Source organism: Aliiroseovarius sp. S1339 (assembly GCF_023195695.1).
Lineage (GTDB): Bacteria > Pseudomonadota > Alphaproteobacteria > Rhodobacterales > Rhodobacteraceae > Aliiroseovarius.
This window is the reverse complement of record NZ_JALPQG010000003.1, coordinates 1-22,469: the sequence shown is the minus strand read 5'-3', so window position 1 is coordinate 22,469 and position 22,469 is coordinate 1. Positions and strand designations below refer to the sequence as shown.

Below are 22,469 nucleotides of genomic sequence, written 5' to 3'. Positions count from 1 at the left end.
GATATATCGATCTAGAATGCTAAGGCCCGCATGGGATGCGGGCCTTTATCATGTGGAAATCGATTATAGTTTTGGGACTTCAGATCTCTACGTCCCTGCCGTCTTCCTCACCCCCAAGAAATACGCCGATTTTACGCGTCGCGGGGTTTTGATCCAATATCACCTTGATGGTGATTAGCACTGGCACGGCGATGACCATCCCGACGACGGACCAAATCCAAGCAAAGAAGGCAACGGCGACGAAGACGACAGTCGGATTAAGCTTCAATCGGTTCGAGATCACATAGGGCGTGATAAATTGCCCTTCGATCGACGTCAGCATCATATATGTCGAGAATATTAAGATCGCCGTCCACGCGTCGTTATAGACGCTGAAGCCGACAACCGACGCCAGAAGTGCGCCGAAAATAGCGCCGACATAGGGGATAAAATTCAGCGAAAAGGCGATCACGGCGAACATCACCGGATTCGGCAAACCCCACAGCGCCATTGCGATGCCAATGGCGATGCCCAGACACAGGTTGATCAGTGTGATTCCCCCAAGATAAAGTCCGAGCTTCTGTTCGACTTGCTGAACCATGCCCACGGCGGCGCGCTTGTCGGAAAACCGGGGCAGGCTTTCCACCAACTTGCGCACGAAAGATGAACCTGACGAGATCAGGAAAAACATCAGAACGATGGTCAGCGCGATTTGTCCAAGCACCAACGGGGCGGATGTCACCAGCGAGCTGATAAAGTTGGTGCCTTTGACCACCTTTACCTCCATCGCTGCTTCGTCATTCACGCTATCGACGGCCTCTTCTGCTGCTTTGGCGGCCTCCCCCAGCTTGTCCAAGGTTTCCGCCGCCGCGTTTGGCATACGGCGCAGATCATTGATCATGTCAGGAAGGTCTTCGGCCAATTGGGAAATCGGATGGCTGAAGTTCCAAGCCGCAAAAGTCAAACCGGCACCAGCCACTGTACAGATTAGAAATGCGGTGATCACGCTGGGAACGCCCCATTTGGACATCCTGCGTTCTACCGGGCGCATGATCAGAAAGCCAAGAATGGCCGCGACAAGTGGGATAAGGAAGTCGCTTGCCCAATCCAGAAAAAAAAGTCCAAGGAAAACGAAAACGCCGATCTGCGCCCAGCTTGCTTTAGGTTTCACCTTGTTCTCCTCGCGCCTGGCCAAGCGTGTCAGCCATGGCGGCACCGCGCGCTCCCATGGGTTTTTCCGGTCCAGTCGTGGTGTCTTTACGGGTCTGGTGTTCCATCTCGGCATTCACCTTGCCGCCCACCAGAATGACCATAGCCGAAATCCACAGCCACATCAGAAGAATGATCACCCCGGCGATTGCCCCGAAGCTTTCATTGTAGCTGGCAAAATTTGAAACATAGATTGTAAACGCAAACGAAGCCGCCATCCAGCAAACGCAAGCCAGAATAGCACCGGGCGAGATCCAGCCCCATCGGGCGTTGCTTCGGCTTGGCCCAAAGCGATACAGGATCGAGATTCCGCCGATGGTCATCGCAATCAAAAGTGCCCAAGTTCCAATGCGGGTTGCCAGATCTGCGATGGGATCAAGTGACAGGAATTGCAACGCCACGGGTAGCGCAACGATCACAATGATTGCCACAAGGATGCCCAGCATCATCAACGCGGTCAGAACCAAAAAGGTAGCGTTCTTCTTAAAAAAGCCTCTCTTTTCATCCTCTTCATAGACGATGTTCAACCCATCACACAATGTCGCCACCCCGCGCGAACTGGACCAGAGGGCAAGTCCGATACTCAAGATCAGGGCCAGCTCAAGCCCATCGGCCTGCGCGACGGACGTCGCCTGATCGCGAATGATCGACAAAGCGTCCGCCGGGATCACGCCCTGAAACCTGTCCATCTGCGAGACGATCAGGCTGGGATCCAAAACAAGACCGCCAACGGCCAGTAATGCTGTTATCGCTGGAAACAGCGCAAGGATGCCAAAGAAGGCGACCCCGGCAGCGACCAAACTGATCCGATCCTGCCCAAACCACCGCGCGACGCGCGCCGCAATGTCCATCCACCCTTCACGGGGGATGTTAGTTGGAATACTGGCGTCGCGACCTCTGGCCATTCGGGTCTCTCCTTTTGCTCAGCTGTCTTTTTTACCTTGGACAGCTGTGTTTCGCTCTGTACGGGCAAGGGCGACCTCGTCCTCAAAGGTGCGATCGGCTTGCGCGAAAGCATCCAGACGTTCGAACTCGTCTTCGTCGTCGGTCTTGGCGGACTTGCGCATGTAAAGCGCACCTGCGACCGCCGCACCCAAAGCAAGGGCAATGCCGCCCACAACCATCGGGTTTTCCTTGGCGAAGTCGGTGCTGACCTGTCCTGCATCGCGCACTTTGCGACCAGTTTTCTGCGCGGCCTCCAGCGCTTTTTCGCGGGCCGCAACAACACGGGCGCGCGCCTCGGCTGACAGATCTTCGGTGCCCTCTGCAATGCGGCTGCGCATATCAGCGGCCTGCTTTCGCAGATCAGACAAATGATCCTGAGCCGTTTCGATCGCCCCCTTGGCACGGGCCTGCACCTTCTCGGTCAGGTCAGGTTCGCGCAGGGTCAAATGGGCGGCCACAGTGACAGGGGTATCCAGATCCGGGTCACCTGCGGCAGGTTTCGGGCCGTTGTAAGCCCCCATTGATCGGCGCATGACCGGTTCGGGGTTGGCCGATGGCGTAGGCCCTGACATCAGCCAGCTTAGCCCGGCACCGACAGCCGCAACGGCGAGTGGATGGGCCTGTGCATTTTGGCCGAAACGCGCCATTAGCTTGTTCGCGACATCGCCACTCGCGTCGCGAATGTATTGACCGGCTTCTGCTGTCAGGGATTCGACCGAAACATGGTCGTTCAGCGCCGCCAGTTCTTGTTCCAGCAAGGCGCGTTCGGCTTCAATTTCGTCTTGGATTTGCTCAAGTTCACTTTTCATAAGCAGCCTCCTTCAAGGTATTGGCGTCACGCCGAATGCGTGCGGCTGTGCGCGAAGGCGCACGACTGGCCATCTTCAAGTCGCTTTGCGCTTTCAGCACCATGATCAGCGCGATGACGGCAAAGAAACTGGCTACGATCAGGGTGGCCCACACGACCGAAACACCTGCTGCGGTCAGAGCGGCAACGAGCGTCCCGGCGATAAGGTTCAGCGCGATCATCGCCAAGATGGCAGCACCGACCAGCAGGCCGATTGCGGCGCCCGCACGGCTGATGTTTTCACCCATCTCGGCTTTGGCCAGTCGGATTTCCTTCTGTATCAGACCCGAGCTATGTCGAAGAATGTCGGTGATCAGGGACAGGGTCGAACGTTCGGTTCTCATGACTTATCCCCCGACTTGGTCATCATGCGCGCAATTGCGAAGCCGACCAAGGCAGCGCCTCCGGCAAACAGCACGGGGTTACGACGTGCAAGGTCCGACACGTCGCGCGACAACTGACCCAGATCCTTGTCGCGGATTGCGTCAGAAGCATCCGCCAGACTTGCCGCCAACTGACCGAAGCTGCGTTCCTGAAACGAGCCGTCGCGCAGTGAAGCTGCCGCCCCCCGTAATGTATCTGACGCGCGCGATGCGCTGTCGGCGATCGTATCAGCGGTAGCTTCAGCCGTATCGCGGGCCGAGCTTGCGATTTCTTGTGCACCCGACTTCAAACTATCGACCGAAGACTTCAGCGCCGAGCTTGTTTTGTCCACGGCTTCATCAATCTTGTCGGCGGTCTGTTCTTTTTTCGAGGTAGAATTGGCGGGTGTGGTGGTCTTAGCCATCATGTCCTCCGTCTTTGTCAGTGTGAATGGAAACCATTTGGTCCGCCACGGCGCGAAAACGCCGTGGCGGTGGCAGTGAACATTCCCCGGCGCGCTGGCCGAGAAACACAGCGGATTTTAGTCCCAGAAACCTTCGTCCAGGTTTTCCTTCTCCATCAGCTGATTTTTGGTCAACGGGCTGACGAAGGCATAGGTTTTGTCATCAACCGGGATCAGGCGAGTGTTATCGATCTTGATGAACACGTGCTTGTCACCGATGTCGAGAAAGCCGCCAACTTCAGCGATGATCCCGGTCATCTGACCGTTGCGGTCCAGAACGATGTCTTCGATTTCACCGACGACGTCCCAGTTTTCGTCCACGCCGTCATAAGTGACATCCATGCCCCAGTTGTCGGCGTCGACCGCGTAAACGTTGCCACCGGTGATGTCACGTGTGCGTATCATGTCACCACGATCCATCGCGTGGTTATCTGCATAAACGGCGGTACCCGCAGTCAGGGCAATTGCGGCGGTCATCAGAATATTTCTCATAGTCATCTCCTTATTCGCGTTGTTGCGTTTCATGTCTAATCAACTCCGCCGCTGCATATTGGTTCCATAATAGATCAAAATTTTTTTACTTTTTTTGTTTTTTATCAAATAATTAAGGCGCGCAAGACGAATCCTGCGCGCCTTCAGGACGACCTGATGGGTACCTGCGAGAATGAGTCAGTGCAGGTCAGTGGTGAACAGTGAACAAAACCATCAAGCGCCTTTGGGGCCTGCGATGAACCAAATAACAAAGCCAACAAGCGGCAGGACCAAAATCAACAGAATCCACAGCACTTTGTTCAGCGAAGGCGCTCCTGATTTCAAAACTGAAACAATCGCCCAGATATCAAGGATCAGGACGATTAAGCCCCCAATGCCAGACAGAAAATCCATGCTGCGTTCCTTTCATAAAATGTCGACCATGTGCGGCCAGTGTCTTATCTAGTTAACGCCGGGCCAGAGGTTTGGTTCCCAAAAAACTGCGCCTGGTGTGCGATCACTTACCAAGCTCGGAACAGATGATCTGCTCGGCTTCTTCGGTCGGGTGATTTGTCAGTGTCTTGGGAATCTCAGCAATCACCCGGTCACTAACTTCCATATGCAACTCGTCGCGCAACGTGGACAGGACTTCCGGCCCAGCGCATATCACAAGTTGAGAAAAAGCGTTTTCATGCGCGCGTTGGTACAGCAGCTTGGCCAGGCTTTGTGCAAAACGTTCTTTGCCCAGCTGGTGCCAATCGGTGTCTTCATAGGCCGATTTGCCATGGGTCGCACTTTGGTGCACCCGACCGCTCCGGTTTGCTGCTTGCTCGCGGTCTGGCGGGTTGTTTTGCTCTTCCTTGCGGATCACCTGCAAGTTCGGGTGCTGAACATCGCCTTCGTTAACCAAGAAAAGAGCCTACTCGCCGTCAGCAATCAGAACCCAGGTTCCGTTTCGCAATTTCGTCATGGTGGCCTCCGTTTTGCTAACAAGACAACGCGGCTGGCGGGTCAAGGTTCCAATACTAAGAACCGGAGATCGCGCCGGGTCTTTTCATGTCACGCGACGTTTAAGGCCTAATCTTCCAAACTATCTTCGCGTTTGTCGTCGATCAGCTTACGTTCCTTCTTCTTTCGCTCTTCGAACTTTTTGCCGAAGCCTTCGATCTCATCTTCGTCGATGGCTTCTTTGGCCCGCTTGAACACGTCATTCTCTTCTTCATCCATGTGATGTTCACAATCGTGCGCCAGTTTTTCGAACTTTTTCATCCACAAATCTGCGGACTGTTCCATGACGTTCAATTCTTCCATCAAGTCATCAAGCTGCTGGTGTTCATGGACCGAGTGTCGCGCGGCGTCCTGCCCCCAGGTTTTCGAAATCAGCTTCGAATAAAAGGTTTCTTCTTCTGCGGCGGCGTGACTTTTCACGTCTTCGTAAAACGTCTTCCAAAGCTTCCCTCTGTCCTTCGCAGCGCTTTCCTTGATCTCGTTCAGAAGTTCACGGTGCATGTCGTGGTCTTCTTTGATTGCGTCATAAATGTTGGTCATTTGCGGCTCCTTTATCTTGCAGACGGTGCAAACCGTCACTTATCGCGCTGATGGTGGACGCGCGCTGGCTTGGGGGACGTTGGTCGATATGCGACAGCAGCTGGCGATAAATCTCTAACGCCTTGGTCAGATTACGCACAGACTCCGGTCCCAGTGCCCGCGTCTGCGCTGCAGACCGTGCATTCATAGTGGAATCATCTGTTTTCATAGCTGCCTTCCCTGTACTGTCTTTGAGCCGCAGCGCCGGTTGCGCTTGCATAAGGAACGGGGCGGCGCCCGGTTTGGTTCCGACATTTTTTAAGTGCGCACCACATCGCAGCCATATCTGCGTGAAAAAGCGGGCAGACGCTTAGTCGAGCGAGAAAAACGGAACCATCCACCCTGCCCCACGTTGTAAGCTATGATGGATCAAGCTCTTCGGGGCGTCCCCCGGACGGATGCCTCGAGGCAAAGGAACAGATATCACCATGCCACAGCCCTCTGCACCACCAAAACAGACCAGCCTGTTTGACCCCAGCCGCAACTGCTGGAGGGTAAGCACCGCCGACAAGTTCGAGCTGGTGGTAGACGGCGCAGCATATTTCACGGCGCTGCGCGAGGCCTTGGTTGCGGCAGAAAAGCAGGTCCTTTTGGTCGGCTGGGATTTCGATTTAGAAATCGAGATGCTGCCAGGCGAAAGCGATAAAGATGGCAATGCGCCTGATGGCTATCCCAACAAGGTCATCGACTTCATCGAAGCCGTGGTCGACCGCAACCCTAACCTGATGATCTATCTTCTGCGCTGGTCCGGTTCTGCCCTGATTGCCCCTGGGCGGATGGTGCCAGCGTTACGTCTGAAACTGGTCGGGCCAGATCGGATCAGGCTCGCGCTGGACGGGCGACACCCGGTGGGGGCCTGCCACCACCAGAAAATCGTTGTTGTGGATGATCGATTGGCGTTCTGCGGCGGGATCGACGTGACCGATGCACGCTGGGACACCCCTGATCACGCGCCTGACGACCCGCGACGCGTGTTGAAGGACGGATCACCCGCTGCCCCATGGCATGATGTCACCAACGCCGTAACCGGCCCTGCGGCGCGCGATCTTGGCGATCTGGCCCGCGCCCGGTGGCTTCGCGCGACCGACGAAGAATTGACACCGCCGGATCTGCCCTCAGGCGACATCTGGCCAGCATCACTTGATGTCAGCTGTCGCGACATACCGGTGGCCATCTCGCGCACCAATCCGCCGGAAGAAGACCGACCCCTGATAAACGAAATTGAAGAAATGGTGATGGATGAAATCGCCTCGGCCCAGTCTTTGATTTATGTGGAAAGCCAATATTTCGCCTCAGACGCAGTCAACCACGCGTTGTCACAGCGGCTGAGCGAAAAGGACGGCCCGGACGTCATCGTAATCAATCCCGTCGCGGCGACGAATGCTGTCGAAGACAATGCCATGCACGTCACCCGCACCCGCATGGTTGAAGAATTGCGTTCAGTAGATCACGAAAACCGTTTTCGGATTTGGTCGCCGGTCAATGCGGCAGAGGAACCGATTTATGTGCACGCTAAAGTCTGTGTAATCGACGATCGAATTTTGCGGGTTGGCTCAAGCAATGTCGACCGCCGCTCGCTGGGTTTCGATACCGAATGCGACCTGACCATCGAGGCGCAGGACGATGCCACCCGCCAGATCATCGCCGATCTGCGCAATCGCTTGTTGGCAGAACATCTGGGCTGCACACCTGGTACGCTGGCTGAAAAACTCGCCGAATCCGGCCGCGTGCTTCCAGCAGTCGAGGCGCTTAACGCGCCAGATGGCCGCGGATTACGGTCGCCAGATTTGAAAGAGGACACAGGTGCCGGGGCCCTAATGGCTGACACCCGCATGCTTGATCCGCGCTTCGAACGGGGCACATCAAAGCGACGTGTGCTGACCTCGCGCCACATCGCATTTGGCGCGGCGGCGTTTGTGATTGCTGGCACGGCCTATCGCTATCTGTTGAAGTGATCCGGGTTCATAGCCAGGCGCAGGAGGACCTCAGACGCGGGCAGTCAATTCGTTTCCTTCCAGCCCGGACCGCAACGATCAGCAATTGGCCGCGCGCGGCATTAGCATTGTCATCGAAGGTGTTGGTCAAATCGGCAGCTGCAACCGTTGAGACCAAGTACGTTGAACCCGCGCATACCCCGGGGGTAATCTTCAAGAGCTCGAGTGATCTCTCCCCCGTTGACTCAAGCACGCTCTTGCATCGCACTAAAATTAGTGATGTCGAAATAGAACCAATACTCACCGAGCTGCAGCTTGCCATTCCAAAAATGCACGCAAGCGCCTTCCATCAGAACGGCGGCGTGTGACGGTGGTTGGCCCCAAAAATATTGATACCAAAACCAAGCCTTTCCACATAACATGCACAGGCCTCTGCTACGCTGGAAACGGCAAGCGTTGGATAGACGGAGGAACATTTGATTAGATTTGGCATCAGGTTGCTCCTATCGCCCAGAGCGTCGCTAACTTTAAGGTATGCTGTCGCATGTCGTGTGTGGATAGCTCCTGTCTGCGCACTTCCGTGACTCATATCGCAGGCGTGGTGCCGGGGCGTTGATCTCAGACAATTCACCATACCGAGAGCCGGACTGGCGAAACGTGGTACTTTCGACTTAATTCTATGTCGAGTTTGTCAATAGAAATTTCGCTTTGTCCGCGATCCAAACCTCTGTTGGCCCGAAATGCTGCATTACGCATGAACGTCCGGTTTAGGGAAGCGAGCCAGCCAGTTCTGGGACAAGCTGAAAGTCCGATAAGGGCCGTTACCGACACCAAGCTTGCGGGCGCGGTGGGCAGCTAGTCCTCCCGCACCGATAAGCCACTGCCAAACCTTCACCCATCAAGATTTCGCCGACATCTACGCCGTCCACAAACAACGACCCGCATCGCCGGCCGAAATTGCACTGATCAGTGCCTTCGGTACCCGCCCTGCACGAACAAGCGACCCGTCTAAACTCGATAGTCCCAGCAGACCGCACAAGTTGACCCAACCGCGCGGTTGCACGCTGCCCCACCTCAAGTTCTGCATTGCACGATGGTCTCCAAGTCTCAGGTGCATTGAAACCGACAAGCCGGACGTTAGCGTCTTGCCCTCGTATATCGACCGTATCACCGTCTATGACACGCACATCACTGGCCCTAAGTGCCCGCCCTAGCGACGGGGATACGGCTACGACTGCGCTTCTTGAGGAAAGGAGATTAGATGATATCCAGCCTGTACCAAGTGTCGATACAATTTTTGTCCAGTTCCTTTGCTGGCCGACTGCCTGCACCTGTGTACCTTTGGTTAGGACGCCCATCACGTCGGTAGATGTCGACGGCCCCACTCGTTGATTGACCCGCGATCCAGTGACGTAAACAATTTCGGCACTGCTCGCCTGAGGTGTCGGTTTTTCCTGCGGACGATACGTCGAGGACCCTGACGACGCAGAATCAAACAACGAACCGACCAGCGCGAAGAACCCTAAAACCAACACGATTGGCAACATAACTTGCCGCTCCGCCCGCCGGACTGCCCTCTTAGGGGCCGTGACAGCGCGGGCAATTGACATTGGGCGTGCCTTTGGTCGGTAGGGTCTTGGGGCGCGAGGTGCTGTGGCCCGACCACTGTGATCAGTCTGGGGATTGAGTGACTTAACTTGCCCTTCACGATTCAGCTTCAACACCCTGTGCAGCGTTTTGAACTGAGCATCGCTCAAGCGCGTCTTGGTTCCATACCGATTGAACCGCACAGCCATATTGTTAAGAAAAGACTCCTCCCACTCATTCGAGTGCCCAGACGCTAACCGTTCAACAATACGCGCCTTGATTAGGTCTGTTCGTTCGGGCGAAAATGGCATTGGCGAAAAGACCTTCAAAAGTATTAGATGACATCAAGAAGACTATCGAGTGTGCAACCCAAGGCAACCCCAAGCCATACGCACGAGCTCATAGTTCGCCGCGCCATTCTAGCGAAGGGGAAGCGGACTAATCCAAACGCGGATACTGCTGGGTGCGCTAAAAAACCCTTGATGACCTAATCGGAGTTACCTTTTACGTCGCGTATGTGCAACTCGGCTCTGTACACCGACCAGCGGGCATTTCCACGGCACCCGCAGACACGGCAATGGAACTTCTCTCCGACTTGGTCCAAGTGTGTGTGCGGAAGAAACCGCAGGTGAAGCTGGTATGGTGCAACCAAGTATTTTTTTCCGCAGCTAGGACACACAAACTCCACAACATCACATGCGGTCAGAGTGGTGACTCTAACACTAAACCGAAATCCCAGTGTGAGTGGTCGCAGTGGCATGGAGTGAACATAGAGGGAACATTCTGAAACTGGAACAGGCGTTATCCAGGTTCTGAGCGGAGACCTTCGCCGCTGCCGATGACCTGCATCTGATCAGCGGGAAAGGGACGCAGGAGGTTGAAAGCCATGCCGGGGTCGCCGGTTAGATACTCTTCGTAATCGCTGGGTGAAATAATAACCGGCATTCGATTGTGGTACTTCGCCGCAAGTTCGTTTGGGGCGGTCGTGACCATGCTGTAGAATTTGCCGTCCACGTCGGTGTCCCCCACAGTTGCTGTCTGTTGCTTCCATATGCCAGCGAATGCGAACCCTTCAGTGCCTTTGACATCGAACCAGTGAAATGTCGCTGGATTGCGTCCTGTGGCTTCGGCGTAGGCGGTGCCGGGGATCAAGCAGCGGCGGTTCTCAAAACTATCGCGCCAGAGTGAAGCAGTTCGGATTTTATCGTCTCGCGTATTGTTCCATGCCGAAGGCTTCAGCCATTTTCCGGTTTTCTTACTCTTGTTCGGAGTGAGAAAACCCCACGATGCTTTGACCAGAGCAAGGCCGCCCTGATCGGTGGTGACGATAGGTGCCAAGTATTTCGGGTAGATTGCTGGCAGAGGTTCGGCATTGCCCAGAAGGTCGCGAGCAGATGGGACGTCAAAAAGCTGACGCATCGCCTCTGGTGGCATCTTAGATGAATAGAGATTGCACATGGCCGAGAGCCGTCCCTTCCTTTTGCTTCTTGTGACTATATCGGCCACAGACAACAATAGGAGAGCTTTTCGAAAGATCGCGTGCGGTTGGTGAGCCTGACCGAAGGCGGCTTCGGTTTCACCCTGACGAACCAGGGCGTTTGTCTTGTCCAAATCCCTTGAGTCAAAACAAAAGGAGCGGCGGGGTTTGCACCTCGCCACCACTGATCAGTTCTTGAAATTCAATGCAGACATTGGATCATCGTGCGGCGAATGGCTCAAAAGAGCCCATTGTGTTTGATGCTGCACAATGCGCCAATGACCGCTTTGTTGCTTGAGATTGTTGCCCAGAAATCGATTCTACGCCAGATGACCTTCCTTGCTTTTTGCCATGGGTAAAGCGGTTAACGGGGGCTTATCTGTGGCTTGAGTACTTGGTAACGACACGCCGGTGAACGTTCTTGGGCGTGAGAACATTGATCTCTCAATCTGTAGTAGGAAGGATGAGGGGGCCAAACTGGAAAGCCGTGCTGTTTTTTGAAATAGCAAACCCTCATTGTTCCGAACGTCGAATTTGGAAGTTAAACCCTGCACGGGACTTAACGGTGTTGTCATTCTGTTAAGGGATGATACTTGGCGGATAAGGGTGACATAATGGAATGAATAGAATTTCAGAATTGGAAGGCAAAATGAACGCAAACATTACTCTGAAGCAACTTGAGGCTCTGTACTGGATCGCTCAACTAGGCACCTTTGAGCGGGCGGCTGCGCGGCTTTACACAACCCAGTCGGCGATCTCGAAACGCGTTCACGAACTTGAGCGTGGGTCAAGAATTGAGGTATTCGATCGTAGTATGCGTGGAGCCAAGTTGACGGCACGTGGCGAAGAACTTTTCGAAGTGGCCAAGCAAATTCTTCATTTGCATGATCAGATCACGGAAATCCAGCAAGGTGTGGCGAACCGACCAAGATCGCTTCGAATAGGTGTGACCGAATTAACGACGATCACTTGGTTACCACAGTTGATTTCGGCAGTAAAAGACCAGTTTAGTAATGTGCAAATATCCCCAAAGGTAGATATGTCGAGAGCGCTCTTAAGTGATCTAGAGCAGAGTCAGCTTGATCTGATTATCATCCCAGAAGCGTTCACATTGCCTGAATTTTCTTCCGTACCTATCGCAACGGTGCAAAATTGTTGGATGGCCAAAAAGGGGCTGGTAAACCTCGCAAAGCCAATCAGGCATAGGGATTTGGCAGAGTTTCCCGTCTTAGTCCAAGGTCACGCGTCTGGATCAGGGCTGTATCTTAATAAATGGCTTAAGGATCGTGGTGTTGTGTTCCAAGAAACCTTGGTTTGCGATTCCATGACGGCGTTGCTTGGCTTGACGGTTGCTGGGCTTGGGGTTGCGTATTTACCTTACCAGTTCTGTCAGCGGTTTGAAGAATCCGGTAAGCTTGAGATCATCGAGACAAAGGTGCCATTGCCGCCCATTCCGTATGTGGCAATGTACCGAGGCGACAGGCCCAATGCGTTTATTCAAGAAATTGCAGAGCTGGCAAAGTCGCATTGTGATTTTGGAAGCAGCTATCACAACTAGCATGAGTACGGCGGGCTAATATCCCTCTTTCGCGCCCATTCATTCTTTTTTTCGATACGTCCGGATGATAATTAATCGTTTTAAATACCTGTCTAGATCGAACAAACTCCCCCTCAACAACAGCAGATATGACCATCACTCAAGGCTTGGCCAGTGCATCGCGCCGACTGCGATTACCCATTCCTCAGCGGCATTTTAACTAAACGGAATAGCCCAATGATCCAAGATAACCCGACCCTTATCACAGCCATCCGCAACCGGTTTGCCCATATCGACAGCTGTCCTTTCCAAGGCCCGCGCGTCTATTTTGAGAATGGGGGTGGTGCGCTCACATTGAAGTCAGTGGTCGAGACATCGGCGAAATATGCGGCATTTCCAGACAATCAAGGGCGCGACAACCCCGCTGCAAAAGCGTTGGTCAAAACAATTGAAAAGGCAAAAGCTGATTTGGCCGTGTTGATGAATCCCACCTCGGGGCAGTTCATTGTTGGGGAAACCGGAACTGAGCTTTTGTTTCGTATGATCCGCACGGCCTGCCTTAATGCGCCGAAGGGGTCAAAAGTCATCGGCAGTTCAATTGAACATCCGTCCAGCAGAAGTGCCGCGCGCCATTGGGCAGGGATCGGCGGGATGGACTATGTGAACGTGGCGCATAGCGATGCCAATGGCATTGTCACCGCACAGGATTACGCCGCACAAATGACGCCTGATGTGGCGGTGGCGACAATCTTGCACGCGTCGCCTGTGACTGGAATAGGCATCGATGTGGCCGCGATTTCCAAAGTGATCCGCGCAGTTGCACCCGATTGCATGATCATTGTCGACGGTATCCAGCATGCCGCGCATGGTCAGATAAACTTGGCCGCCTACGACGCCGACGGATATGCAATTTCACCCTACAAAGTCTTTTCACGTCATGGATATGGGATTGCATGGATTTCAGACCGGCTAACTGCATTGCCGCACGAAGCCCTGATCGGCGGGCCCACCAATAATTGGGAATTGGGCACACGTGACACAGGTGCCTTTGCCGCGATTTCGGATGTTGTCGCCTACTTTGATTGGCTGGGTGGGGAGGTCTCGGAAGAGATAAACCCACGACAGCGGATCGAAGCTGCGGGCAAAGCGATCAACAACTATGAAACGGTTTTGACCGATACACTGATAAACGGCACTGGCAACCTTCCCGGACTTCGGGAGATGGATGAGGTCACCATATTGGCCGGTGCTGACAATTTAAAGCGAGAAGGCACAGTATCGTTCGTGGTCGAGGGCGTAGCATCTACCGACGTTGTGAGCATGTTGAACAAAGGGGGAATTCGCACCCACGTCCGCAAAGCAGATCACTACAGCGGCAACATTCTTAAGCCTTTAGATTTGCCGGATTGCATTCGAATTTCGATGTGCCATTACAATACGACACAAGAGGTTTCTCAAGTTTTGGCCGTCATGAACGAGATTGACAGTTAGACGGGATTATCCTCGTTTCGACGTTGATCAGCGCACTGCATCCATAAAATGGATCGTATCCTTCGGCTCTCTGCTATCTGCGGTCAACGTAAGCTTATGATATGCCACCCAGATGCCGATTGCCTGAGCTTTGCAGACGCGCAAAGCCGATTAGGTGACGCGCCATTCGGTAACGCAAGCAATAGTTTGACGGCGTCTATATTCCGCAAAGAATGAATTGCCGTTCATGTGCAGTCGGAAACGGAATGAATTGAAAGTCCAAAAACTCGCTAAGAAGATGAGCAATGATGCGTTTAAATACTAGGGTTAGCGCCCGTGCATAAAGCAATAATCTGGCGAAATGAAATTGGCCGAGGCATATGGATCAAAGAAGATTGCCAACGCCACATCAAAACTGGGAGTTCAATGATGTATTCTAAACTTAAATATTCGCTTGCTGCGGCGGGTCTAGCGGCAATGTTAGCACCGGCTGCGTTTGCCGAAGAGTTTATCACAATCGGCACCGGCGGTGTCACGGGTGTTTATTACCCAACTGGCGGCGCGATCTGCCGCTTGGTAAACAAAGGCCGCAAAGAGCACGGCGTTCGGTGCTCAGTCGAATCCACAGGCGGTTCTGTCTACAACATCAACACAATCCGCGAAGGTGAGCTCCAATTCGGCGTTGCTCAATCTGACTGGCAGTACCACGCCTTTAACGGCACTTCGAAGTTCGAGGAGGCTGGAGCATTTGAGGGCCTTCGCGCGGTATTTTCCGTGCACCCAGAACCGTTCACAGTTGTGGCCCGAGCAGATGCAGGAATTACAACATTTGACGACCTCAAAGGCAAACGCGTGAACATCGGCAACCCTGGCTCTGGTCAACGCGGCACAATGGAAGCTTTGATGGAAGCTAAAGGTTGGTCTAAAGATGATTTCGCCTTGGCCACTGAGATGAAAGTTGCCGAGCAATCAGCAGCGCTTTGCGACAACCAAATCGACGCAATGGTTGTGACTGTGGGCCACCCTTCCGGTACGATCCAAGAAGCGACCACAGCGTGCGACTCGGTTATGGTAAGCGTAACGGGGCCTGAAGTTGATAGCTTGATCAATGATAATAGCTACTACCGCACGGCAACAATTCCGGGCGGCATGTACCGTGGGTCGGACGAAGATGTCTCTACATTCGGTGTAGGCGCGACATTCGTCACATCCACAGATGTATCTGATGAAGCGGTTTACGCCGTTGTTTCCGCAGTCTTCGGCGACATTGAAGCGTTCAGAAAGCTACACCCTGCATTTGCGAACCTTGATCCAAAAGCAATGGCAACTGCTGGCCTGTCCGCTCCACTGCACCCAGGTGCTTTAAAGTACTACAAAGAAGCTGGCCTGATTGAGTAAGCCAACTTTCGAGAGCGGGCGGTAACGCCCCTCCCACGCCACCTCATTATACAAAAGTGCTGATAAATTTCAGTCATTCTGACCGGGGGATTCATGTCCGACAATCAATCACAAAACCGCGCATTGAGCGAAGAGGAGCTACTGTCTGACGACAGCACCCGCTGGACAGATTTGAGGATTTGAATAGGGAAGGATTTCTGGTTCATCTTATCGATTAGGATGATCGAGATGACGAAGAAGCCTACCACATCGAAAGACGCCGCCGACAAAGTGGTCAAAAATATCCGTCGCAAGACGCGGCAGACCTATTCGGCGGAAGAGAAGATCCGCATTGTCTTGGCTGGTCTGCGCGGTGAATGTCGGCTGTGCTGGATATGGCGGGATCGTTAACCCTAAGTCGTAGCGCCGCCATTGCTCATGATTGCGCTTTCGAAGAGGCTGTATGGCCGCTCAGTAAGGACGCGTCTTCTAGCGACGCGTTTGCATAGGGTCAAATCGGAAACACCGGATGGCATCTTATTCACTGTCCCGCCCATAGAAATACCAGACCGGCGACTGACGACGGGATTACGCAATGTCGTTGGCGGAAAACCGTCTAGCAGACCAAACGGACTACACGTAAATTATTGATCTCGATTGGAGGCATGACGTTCAGCTATATATTGACCGCGATTGTCAAAATTGCAGATATCTCTTATGATATCGACGATGTCTTCTAGAGACGACGATAGTTCATTTTTGCGGCCGTAAATTCGGTAAAGAACACTGCAGATATTTCTCTCAATATCAATCTCAGTCAGTTGACCGGACTTAATGAGCGTCGATACGCTTGGCTCCGGCAAAATAGCGAGACCCATACCCGCCCTCGCCATCTCGATTTGGGCGACCAGGCTGTCGACTTGCACCACTTCGTTGGGCCTCCAACCAATATCAGCTATCCAAGTATCAACGGCACCGATCGCGCCAATAGGACCATGCGTCAGAAAGCTGTGTTTGGCCAAATCATGTCCCAGGTACTTTTGGTCTGATGAAAAATAGCGGGGGCTGCCGACCATCACGAATTTTATCTCTTGGGCCAGTTGGGAAGAGATATTCGCATCGTGGGTGTAGCTGGGACAAACCACCAAGTCCAAATCACCGCGAACGAGCTTATCACGAAGAATACCACAGTGTTCGATTGAGATCTGCGGGACGATATGCGGCAATTCTGATCTTATCTGTTCTACCAAGTCAACGACCCAAGTATGCGCAGCGAACTCGGTAACACCGATTGAAATGCTCCGCTCAACCGGGGTTTCATCGTTCTTTAGATCTTCTACTTGCGAGGTCAACGCAAAGATCTTTTCAGCCAAAACGTTCAGAGTTTTTCCTTTTTCAGTCAAAAATAGTTTGCGACCACGCTTCTCGAAAATCTCAAAACCGCACCCTGTTTCAAGCTCCTGCAGGCGCTTTGAGATTGTTGGTTGCGCTGCGTTCAAGCGTTGTGCAGCACGCGAAAGCGTCCCGAGCCGAACACTCCAAACCAGTGCCTCTACCTGTCGAATAGTGATCATTCAATTACCTTTAGTGATGCGAATGTATAAGAAAATATCGCTTGTTTTGATATATTGATAGCCCTAATTTTTGATATGGGCGTGGTTATGGGTGCTTTGACGTCGGGGCGCATCGCAACGCTTAAAGGCATTTTGATCTGTGCTGATCAGGCAAACGACGACCCGTAAATTCAACGAACGAGGTATCGGCAATGTCCGCGATGGTGGAACAGCTCACTAGACTAAAGGCACTCGGCGCTGCGACGGTGTATGAAGCGCAAGGCGCTTTTGGCGCTTTTGACAACGGGATCAAACCGTTAGATCCTAAATCGCGCATCGCTGGACCTGCTTTGACAGTGGACATGCGTCCTGCGGATAACCTGACGATCCACATCGCCCTTGAGACTGCAAAGCCCGGAGATATTCTGATTATCGACGCCAAGGGCTTTATGGAAGCAGGCCCATGGGGGGACATACTTACGCTTCAAGCGATGGAAATGGGCTTGGGTGGCCTTGTGATTGATGGGTGTGTCCGAGACGGTAATGACGTGATCGAAAGCGGCTTTCCTGTCTTTTGTCGTGGTCTTTCCATCAAGGGCACTGAAAAGAAAGCACTAGGTAAAATTGACATTCCGATAGTGGTTGGTGGTGTGAGTGTCTGTCCCGGAGATATAATTGTCGGGGATCGCGATGGTCTCGTTTCCATCCCAAAAGATACCGTAGCCTCAGCCATTGCAGCAAGCGAAGCCCGGATGCAGCAAGAAGAGGAAATGCGTCGTGCAATCCGTGCAGGAAGCACCACGTCACAGTTGTTGGGCGTCTCGGGCAAACACACCTAGAAGCGCGAATAGCATTACTTTTATTGATGTTTAAGTATCAGAAAATATCGCTTGTCTTGATGTAACTGCTTCCATAGCTTTTTGAACACAGGCGGACCTGAGATCAGTCGTGCAGGGTTCCGTCGGCACTTCTATGAGCACTCTAAGCCATAAACGGTACATGCGCCTGTGGTCGAGACGCGCTGTCAAAGCAAAGCGAGAAAAACGCATATGACCAGCCAAGACCCATTGCATGCCAAGCTCTTTGCGAGACGGATGGCGAATATCAAGCCATCAGCCAGCATGGCTGCGGCCGGCGAGGTCTCAAAGCTACGGCGGGAAGGTGTCTCGATCCACTCACTGGCAATTGGAGAGCCTGATTTCGCCCCTCCTGACGCAGCGGTCAGTGCAATGCTAGATGCCGTGAAACGGAATGACACAGGGTATCTTATCGAAAACCGACGGCTCATGTTGGCGATCGCCGAGCGCTTCGAGAAGAACAACGGCTTGAAGTTCGCTGAAAATGAAATTGCCCTTGGGGCAGGTTTGAAGCAGATTATTTTCGCTGCATTTTGTGCCACTATTGACGAAGGTGACGAGGTTGTTGTTCCGGCGCCTTATTGGGTGTCATACCCCGATATCGCGCAGCTTTTCGGTGCAAAGATTGTCGAGGTCCAATGCGCGGCGGATGCTGGGTTCAAATTAACGCCCGAACAGCTCAAGTCTGCGCTGACACCCAAAACCAAGTGGGTCGTTCTGAACAGTCCAAATAATCCGACAGGGGCCGTCTATTCCCATGACGAAATGGCAGCGTTAGGAGCCGTGATTTCGCAGCACCCTTCGTGCCTCGTCCTATCAGACGAGATCTACGAACATTTTGTCTATGACGGCGCGAATTTCAGCACGTTCCTGGGCGCAAACCAAAATCTGCGTGAACGTATACTGACGGCGAACGGGATATCAAAGGCATATGCCTTGACTGGGTTGAGGATCGGGTTTGCCGGTGGTTCAAAGGACCTGATTGCGCAAATCAAAACCATCATTTCGCAGGACACAAGCTGTACGTCGTCAATCAGTCAAGCCGCAGCACTCGCCGCGTTGTCGGGCGATCAATCCGATATTCCGCTCAACAGAGCCGCATACCAACTCCGGCGTGATCGGTTGTTGCAACGTCTAAACAACATTCCTGGGATGGTTTGTCGTGAACCAGAGGGGGCTTTTTATGCGTTTGTTGGCGTGGCCGGCCTTTTAGGTGCGACAACCGAAGACGGTGAAACGCTGAGTGATGATAGCGATGTGGCGAGGTATTTCGTTCGCGCAGCGCATGTCGCGACAATTGCGGGGGCCGCGTATGGAATGTCGCCATATCTGCGCATGTCTTTTGCAACATCCGAAATAGTTATCGATGAAGCCTGCGAGCAGATTGCAAAAGCAGTGTCGCGCTTAAAACTACCAAGCAACCAAGGGAGAACAGACAAATGAGAAATCTAGGATTGAAAATTGCAGCGCTTGCCGCTGGTGCGTTTATTGCGGTCAGCCCCGCACAAGCGGATAAGTTGGACGACGTTATGAACGCCGGAAAACTGCGCTGTGGTGTGATTTCGGCCGCAAAACCGTTTGGTTTTCTGGATGCGGAAACCCGCGAAGTCGTCGGCTATGACATTGATTTTTGCAAAGCAATTGCTGTCAGAATGGATGTCGAAATCGAGATAGTTCCGATCTCTGTTGAAGGGCGCATTCCAGAACTGCAGCAGGGTAGTATCGATGTTCTCGCAGCAGCGCTTGGATACACAGCGGCGCGCGACGAGCAGGTCGATTATACCCTTTCCTACTATGTTGGTGTTCAGATGGTCATGAGCCATGAAGGCGCTGGCTTTACAGATTTGGCGAGCTTAGCTGGTAAATCAATCGGCACAGCAAAGGGTTCAAGCACCGAACAATATGTGCGCGACATCATCCCAACAGCCGAGGTGGCAAGCTACCAGGATATTCCTGCCGCTTTTCTAGCGCTTGTGCAGGGTAAGATTGATGCAGTGGCAATGACAGATGTGATCGCTGCTGAATTGAAGGCAAAGTCGCCCAAGCCAATGGAGTTTGTATCTGAGCCACTGAAGTTCGAGCCTTGGGGTATTGGCGTCGCTGAGGGCGAAACACGTCTTGTGGCAAAAGTCGACGCGGCACTTGCAGCTATGGAAGCTGACGGCGAAGCGGAAGCCATCTACCATACGTGGTTCGGCGAAGACAAACAGCGTAACTTCAAGATCGTGCCGATTACCGACTATCTGAAGTAAGCAAATACCAAAGCGCGGAGGTTAGAGATGAGTTTTGAATCAATGGCGGTTCTTCAGGAGCCCTACTTATCTTGGCTCTTGCAAGGCTTGTCACTGACCTTTGCGCTCTTTATTTTTTCTTGGACGACTGCATTCGTTTTGGGCTTTTTGCTTCTGCTTTTGCGGATGTCACCGATCAAAGTGATTGCGTGGATTCCTGCAACATATATCGAACTTGCACGAAACATACCGCTGCTTGTTCAGATCATGTTCTGGTATTTTGCGGTTCCCATGTTGCTTCCCGACTTTTTACAACAAGCGCTCAATCGTGGGGATAGTGGTTTTGTTCTTGCGGGGCTCGCTTTGGGGTTCTGCATGGCGGCCTATTTCTCGGAGTCGTTTCGAAGCGGCGTGCGATCGATTAACAATACGCAGCTGGAAGCAAGTCGCGCGCTCGGGTTCAGCTTCCTCAGAACGATGCAATACATAGTATTTCCGCAGGCTTTGCGGGCGACCATTCCGCTGATCATGAACAATACACTGCTGCTCTTTAAGAACACTTCGATTGCAATGGCAATTGGCGTTCATGAGCTCATGTATCAGGTCCTGTCCATCAACAATGACACGTTCAGAACGTTCGAGATCTTCTTTGTCGCAACACTCGTTTTTCTGTTCTTTTCGGTCCTCATTATGATCGCGGGGGAATTTGCAGAACGGTGGGCGAAAAAGAGCAGGAGGATCAGCGATGCTTGAGATCATCAATGACTACTGGTTGTTTTTCCTCATTGGGCAGTACCCGAATGGCCCTATTGGTGGGCTTGCGGGAACACTCTTGCTTGCAACGATCTGCCTGATACTTGCGCTGCCGTGCTCAATTCTGATTGCCATTGGCAGGACTGGCAAGAACCGTTTTTGGCGCGGTGTTACGTTTGTGATTGTCTATGTGATGCGCGGCACGCCATTCCTGATGATCATCTTCTGGGCACACTTCCTTGGCCCGCTCGTCTTTGGCACGTCAATTGGCGCATTTTGGGTCATGGTCATTGCCCTGGTCCTTTATGAAAGCGCCTACCTCGGCGAAGTTATTCGGGCAGGCATTCAGTCTTTGCCTTACGGACAGACGGAAGCGGCCAAGGCTATGGGTTTTCCGCGAACTAAGACCATGACATTGATCGTACTTCCTCAGGTGATGTATAACTCATTCCCTGCGTTGTTAAGCCAGTTTGTCTCCATCATAAAAGAGACCTCTCTTGGCTTTGTCATCGGTGTTCACGAATTCACATATGCCGCATCACAAGTGAATTCCATACTTCTTGTGAAGCCGGTGGAAATTTATGCCATTCTTGGTCTGACATTTTTCATCGTATGCTTCACCTTCACATCCGCTGCGAGATGGCTTGAGCGAAAAATAGGCAAGTCACAGGGAGTTCTACCAGCATGATTACTGTAGAAAACGTGAATAAATCTTTCGGGCAGCTTCGCGCATTGAAGGACGTCTCGGGCAATTTCCCAAAGGGCACGGTCACAGTTGTCTGCGGCCCGTCGGGGTCCGGAAAAAGTACCCTTATCCGGACCCTTAACCGGCTTGAAGAGATCGATTCCGGCCGAATTACCATCGACGGGCGTGACGTTTACGAACCAAACATAAACCTTGACCAATTCCGCATGAGCTTGGGGTTCGTATTCCAGCAATTCAACCTGTTCCCGCATCTGAGCGTTTTAGATAATATCACTCTGGCACCGCGCAAACTTAAGGGGATCGCCAGGGGTGAAGCAGAACAGATGGCATCCGATCTTCTTCGGCGTGTTAAATTGTCGGGCAAAGAACATGACTACCCAGAGAGCCTGTCAGGTGGTCAAGCACAGCGAGTGGCGATTGTCCGATGCTTGGCCATGCAACCCAAAATCATGCTTTTCGATGAACCTACCAGCGCTTTGGATCCTGAAATGATTTCAGAGGTTCTCGACGTAATGGGAGACCTAGCATCCGAAGGCATGACAATGGTTTGCGTGACACATGAGATGGGCTTCGCCCGAAGTGTCGCCAACTCAATCTGGTTTCTTGAAGACGGCCAGAAGCACGGTGAGTTTCCTGTTGATGACTTCTTTCAAGGAACAAGTGACGCTCGAATCTCTCTCTTCTTAAGTCATCTCAACCGTGACTAAAGCTTCCCAAGTAAAGCGGCCCGCTCCCGTGTGGAAATCGGTTATTTGCTAATCCTGAAGATGCCACGCAAATGCACCTTTCAGAAACCAGATTGAGTTGGCGTCGGAATTGTCGGTCTGGCGATAGCGCTACGACTCCAGTTCGAAAAAGTGAATGGCGCCCGTCTAGATCATAAAGTTCGTAAAAAACCTACCTTTCCGTCACCTCCGGAAAGGACCGTCATTGACCAAAACCCTTTGCTGATTCCAACCTCGCATTTCTAGAAGCTGACCTTGGGGCGCGTGCGGCGAAAGTACACTTTGTCCCGCGTTGCGGCCATCTAGTTGGCCAAAATGCTGCGCTATCGACCAACGTCCGCACTGGGGAAGCGCGCCGCTGCAAAGATTGGTCAGGTCAATGGCTGCAATGGGCCGTT

The 22,469-nt window shown here is 52.8% G+C and carries 22 protein-coding genes; 11 read left to right on the top strand and 11 right to left on the bottom strand.

Annotated elements, in window-relative coordinates; genetic code table 11:
- Positions 1–79 precede the first annotated feature (79 nt).
- The 9 genes from MUY35_RS04895 to MUY35_RS04855 all read right to left on the bottom strand — a co-directional run bounded on the left by MUY35_RS04895 (position 80) and on the right by MUY35_RS04855 (position 5,825).
- On the bottom strand, positions 80–1,150 hold the full coding sequence (locus MUY35_RS04895; RefSeq protein ID WP_248364354.1) for an AI-2E family transporter: 1,071 nt from the start codon (positions 1,148–1,150) through the stop codon (positions 80–82).
- Entirely contained in the window at positions 1,140–2,093 is a 954-nt protein-coding gene (locus tag MUY35_RS04890; RefSeq protein ID WP_248364352.1) for a YihY/virulence factor BrkB family protein, read from the bottom strand. Before MUY35_RS04890 ends, MUY35_RS04895 begins: the two co-directional genes overlap by 11 nt.
- 18 nt (positions 2,094–2,111) lie before the next feature.
- Positions 2,112–2,942 (bottom strand): hypothetical protein, encoded by an 831-nt coding sequence (locus MUY35_RS04885; RefSeq protein ID WP_248364351.1) that lies wholly within the window; start codon positions 2,940–2,942, stop codon positions 2,112–2,114.
- Positions 2,932–3,324, bottom strand: a complete 393-nt coding sequence (locus tag MUY35_RS04880; protein ID WP_248364350.1) for a phage holin family protein — start codon at positions 3,322–3,324, stop codon at positions 2,932–2,934. The genes MUY35_RS04885 and MUY35_RS04880 overlap by 11 nt, the downstream gene beginning before the upstream one ends.
- The gene (locus tag MUY35_RS04875; RefSeq protein WP_248364349.1) at positions 3,321–3,767 is read right to left on the bottom strand and encodes a hypothetical protein; all 447 of its coding nucleotides are present in this window, start codon (positions 3,765–3,767) and stop codon (positions 3,321–3,323) included. The genes MUY35_RS04880 and MUY35_RS04875 overlap by 4 nt, the downstream gene beginning before the upstream one ends.
- 117 nt (positions 3,768–3,884) lie before the next feature.
- Entirely contained in the window at positions 3,885–4,298 is a 414-nt protein-coding gene (locus MUY35_RS04870; protein WP_248364348.1) for a PRC-barrel domain-containing protein, read from the bottom strand.
- A gap of 213 nt (positions 4,299–4,511) precedes the next feature.
- Positions 4,512–4,691 (bottom strand): PLDc N-terminal domain-containing protein, encoded by a 180-nt coding sequence (locus MUY35_RS04865; RefSeq protein ID WP_248364346.1) that lies wholly within the window; start codon positions 4,689–4,691, stop codon positions 4,512–4,514.
- Positions 4,692–4,794: 103 nt separating this feature from the next.
- Positions 4,795–5,187 carry a host attachment family protein gene (locus tag MUY35_RS04860; RefSeq protein ID WP_248364342.1) on the bottom strand — a complete coding sequence of 131 codons (393 nt, stop codon included), beginning with the start codon at positions 5,185–5,187 and terminating at the stop codon, positions 4,795–4,797.
- Positions 5,188–5,354: 167 nt separating this feature from the next.
- The gene (locus MUY35_RS04855; RefSeq protein ID WP_248364340.1) at positions 5,355–5,825 is read right to left on the bottom strand and encodes a hemerythrin domain-containing protein; all 471 of its coding nucleotides are present in this window, start codon (positions 5,823–5,825) and stop codon (positions 5,355–5,357) included.
- Between the two features lie 467 nt (positions 5,826–6,292).
- On the opposite strand from MUY35_RS04855, the gene MUY35_RS04850 reads away from it, so the two are divergent.
- Positions 6,293–7,819 carry a phospholipase D-like domain-containing protein gene (locus tag MUY35_RS04850; RefSeq protein ID WP_248364337.1) on the top strand — a complete coding sequence of 509 codons (1,527 nt, stop codon included), beginning with the start codon at positions 6,293–6,295 and terminating at the stop codon, positions 7,817–7,819.
- Between the two features lie 2,367 nt (positions 7,820–10,186).
- Here the strand turns inward: MUY35_RS04850 and MUY35_RS04845 are convergent.
- The gene (locus MUY35_RS04845) at positions 10,187–10,996 is read right to left on the bottom strand and encodes an SOS response-associated peptidase family protein (RefSeq protein WP_248364335.1); all 810 of its coding nucleotides are present in this window, start codon (positions 10,994–10,996) and stop codon (positions 10,187–10,189) included.
- 515 nt (positions 10,997–11,511) lie between these two features.
- Here MUY35_RS04845 and MUY35_RS04840 point away from each other — a divergent pair.
- The 4 genes from MUY35_RS04840 (at position 11,512) to MUY35_RS04825 (ending at position 15,657) form a co-directional block, all read left to right on the top strand.
- Entirely contained in the window at positions 11,512–12,420 is a 909-nt protein-coding gene (locus MUY35_RS04840; protein ID WP_248364333.1) for a LysR family transcriptional regulator, read from the top strand.
- Positions 12,421–12,636: 216 nt separating this feature from the next.
- Positions 12,637–13,890, top strand: coding sequence for an aminotransferase class V-fold PLP-dependent enzyme (locus tag MUY35_RS04835; protein WP_248364332.1), 1,254 nt, complete (start codon positions 12,637–12,639; stop codon positions 13,888–13,890).
- 405 nt (positions 13,891–14,295) lie between these two features.
- Positions 14,296–15,267 (top strand): TAXI family TRAP transporter solute-binding subunit, encoded by a 972-nt coding sequence (locus tag MUY35_RS04830; RefSeq protein WP_248364908.1) that lies wholly within the window; start codon positions 14,296–14,298, stop codon positions 15,265–15,267.
- Positions 15,268–15,495: 228 nt separating this feature from the next.
- Positions 15,496–15,657 carry a hypothetical protein gene (locus tag MUY35_RS04825; RefSeq protein WP_248364922.1) on the top strand — a complete coding sequence of 54 codons (162 nt, stop codon included), beginning with the start codon at positions 15,496–15,498 and terminating at the stop codon, positions 15,655–15,657.
- A 233-nt stretch (positions 15,658–15,890) separates the two neighbouring features.
- Here MUY35_RS04825 and MUY35_RS04820 read toward each other — a convergent pair whose 3' ends face one another.
- Complete coding sequence (locus MUY35_RS04820; protein WP_248364331.1) at positions 15,891–16,820, bottom strand: LysR family transcriptional regulator; 930 nt, start codon at positions 16,818–16,820, stop codon at positions 15,891–15,893.
- A gap of 191 nt (positions 16,821–17,011) precedes the next feature.
- Between MUY35_RS04820 and MUY35_RS04815 the strand changes: the two genes are divergently transcribed.
- The 6 genes from MUY35_RS04815 (at position 17,012) to MUY35_RS04790 (ending at position 22,053) form a co-directional block, all read left to right on the top strand.
- Positions 17,012–17,638 (top strand): RraA family protein, encoded by a 627-nt coding sequence (locus MUY35_RS04815; protein ID WP_248364330.1) that lies wholly within the window; start codon positions 17,012–17,014, stop codon positions 17,636–17,638.
- Positions 17,639–17,848: 210 nt separating this feature from the next.
- The gene (locus tag MUY35_RS04810; RefSeq protein ID WP_248364328.1) at positions 17,849–19,099 is read left to right on the top strand and encodes an aminotransferase class I/II-fold pyridoxal phosphate-dependent enzyme; all 1,251 of its coding nucleotides are present in this window, start codon (positions 17,849–17,851) and stop codon (positions 19,097–19,099) included.
- Positions 19,096–19,908, top strand: coding sequence for an ABC transporter substrate-binding protein (locus MUY35_RS04805; RefSeq protein WP_248364326.1), 813 nt, complete (start codon positions 19,096–19,098; stop codon positions 19,906–19,908). Before MUY35_RS04810 ends, MUY35_RS04805 begins: the two co-directional genes overlap by 4 nt.
- A 27-nt stretch (positions 19,909–19,935) precedes the next feature.
- Complete coding sequence (locus tag MUY35_RS04800) at positions 19,936–20,640, top strand: amino acid ABC transporter permease (RefSeq protein WP_248364324.1); 705 nt, start codon at positions 19,936–19,938, stop codon at positions 20,638–20,640.
- On the top strand, positions 20,633–21,328 hold the full coding sequence (locus tag MUY35_RS04795) for an amino acid ABC transporter permease (RefSeq protein ID WP_248364322.1): 696 nt from the start codon (positions 20,633–20,635) through the stop codon (positions 21,326–21,328). Before MUY35_RS04800 ends, MUY35_RS04795 begins: the two co-directional genes overlap by 8 nt.
- Positions 21,325–22,053: an amino acid ABC transporter ATP-binding protein gene (locus tag MUY35_RS04790; RefSeq protein ID WP_248364321.1), complete on the top strand. Its 729-nt coding sequence runs from the start codon at positions 21,325–21,327 to the stop codon at positions 22,051–22,053. The genes MUY35_RS04795 and MUY35_RS04790 overlap by 4 nt, the downstream gene beginning before the upstream one ends.
- Positions 22,054–22,469 lie beyond the last annotated feature (416 nt).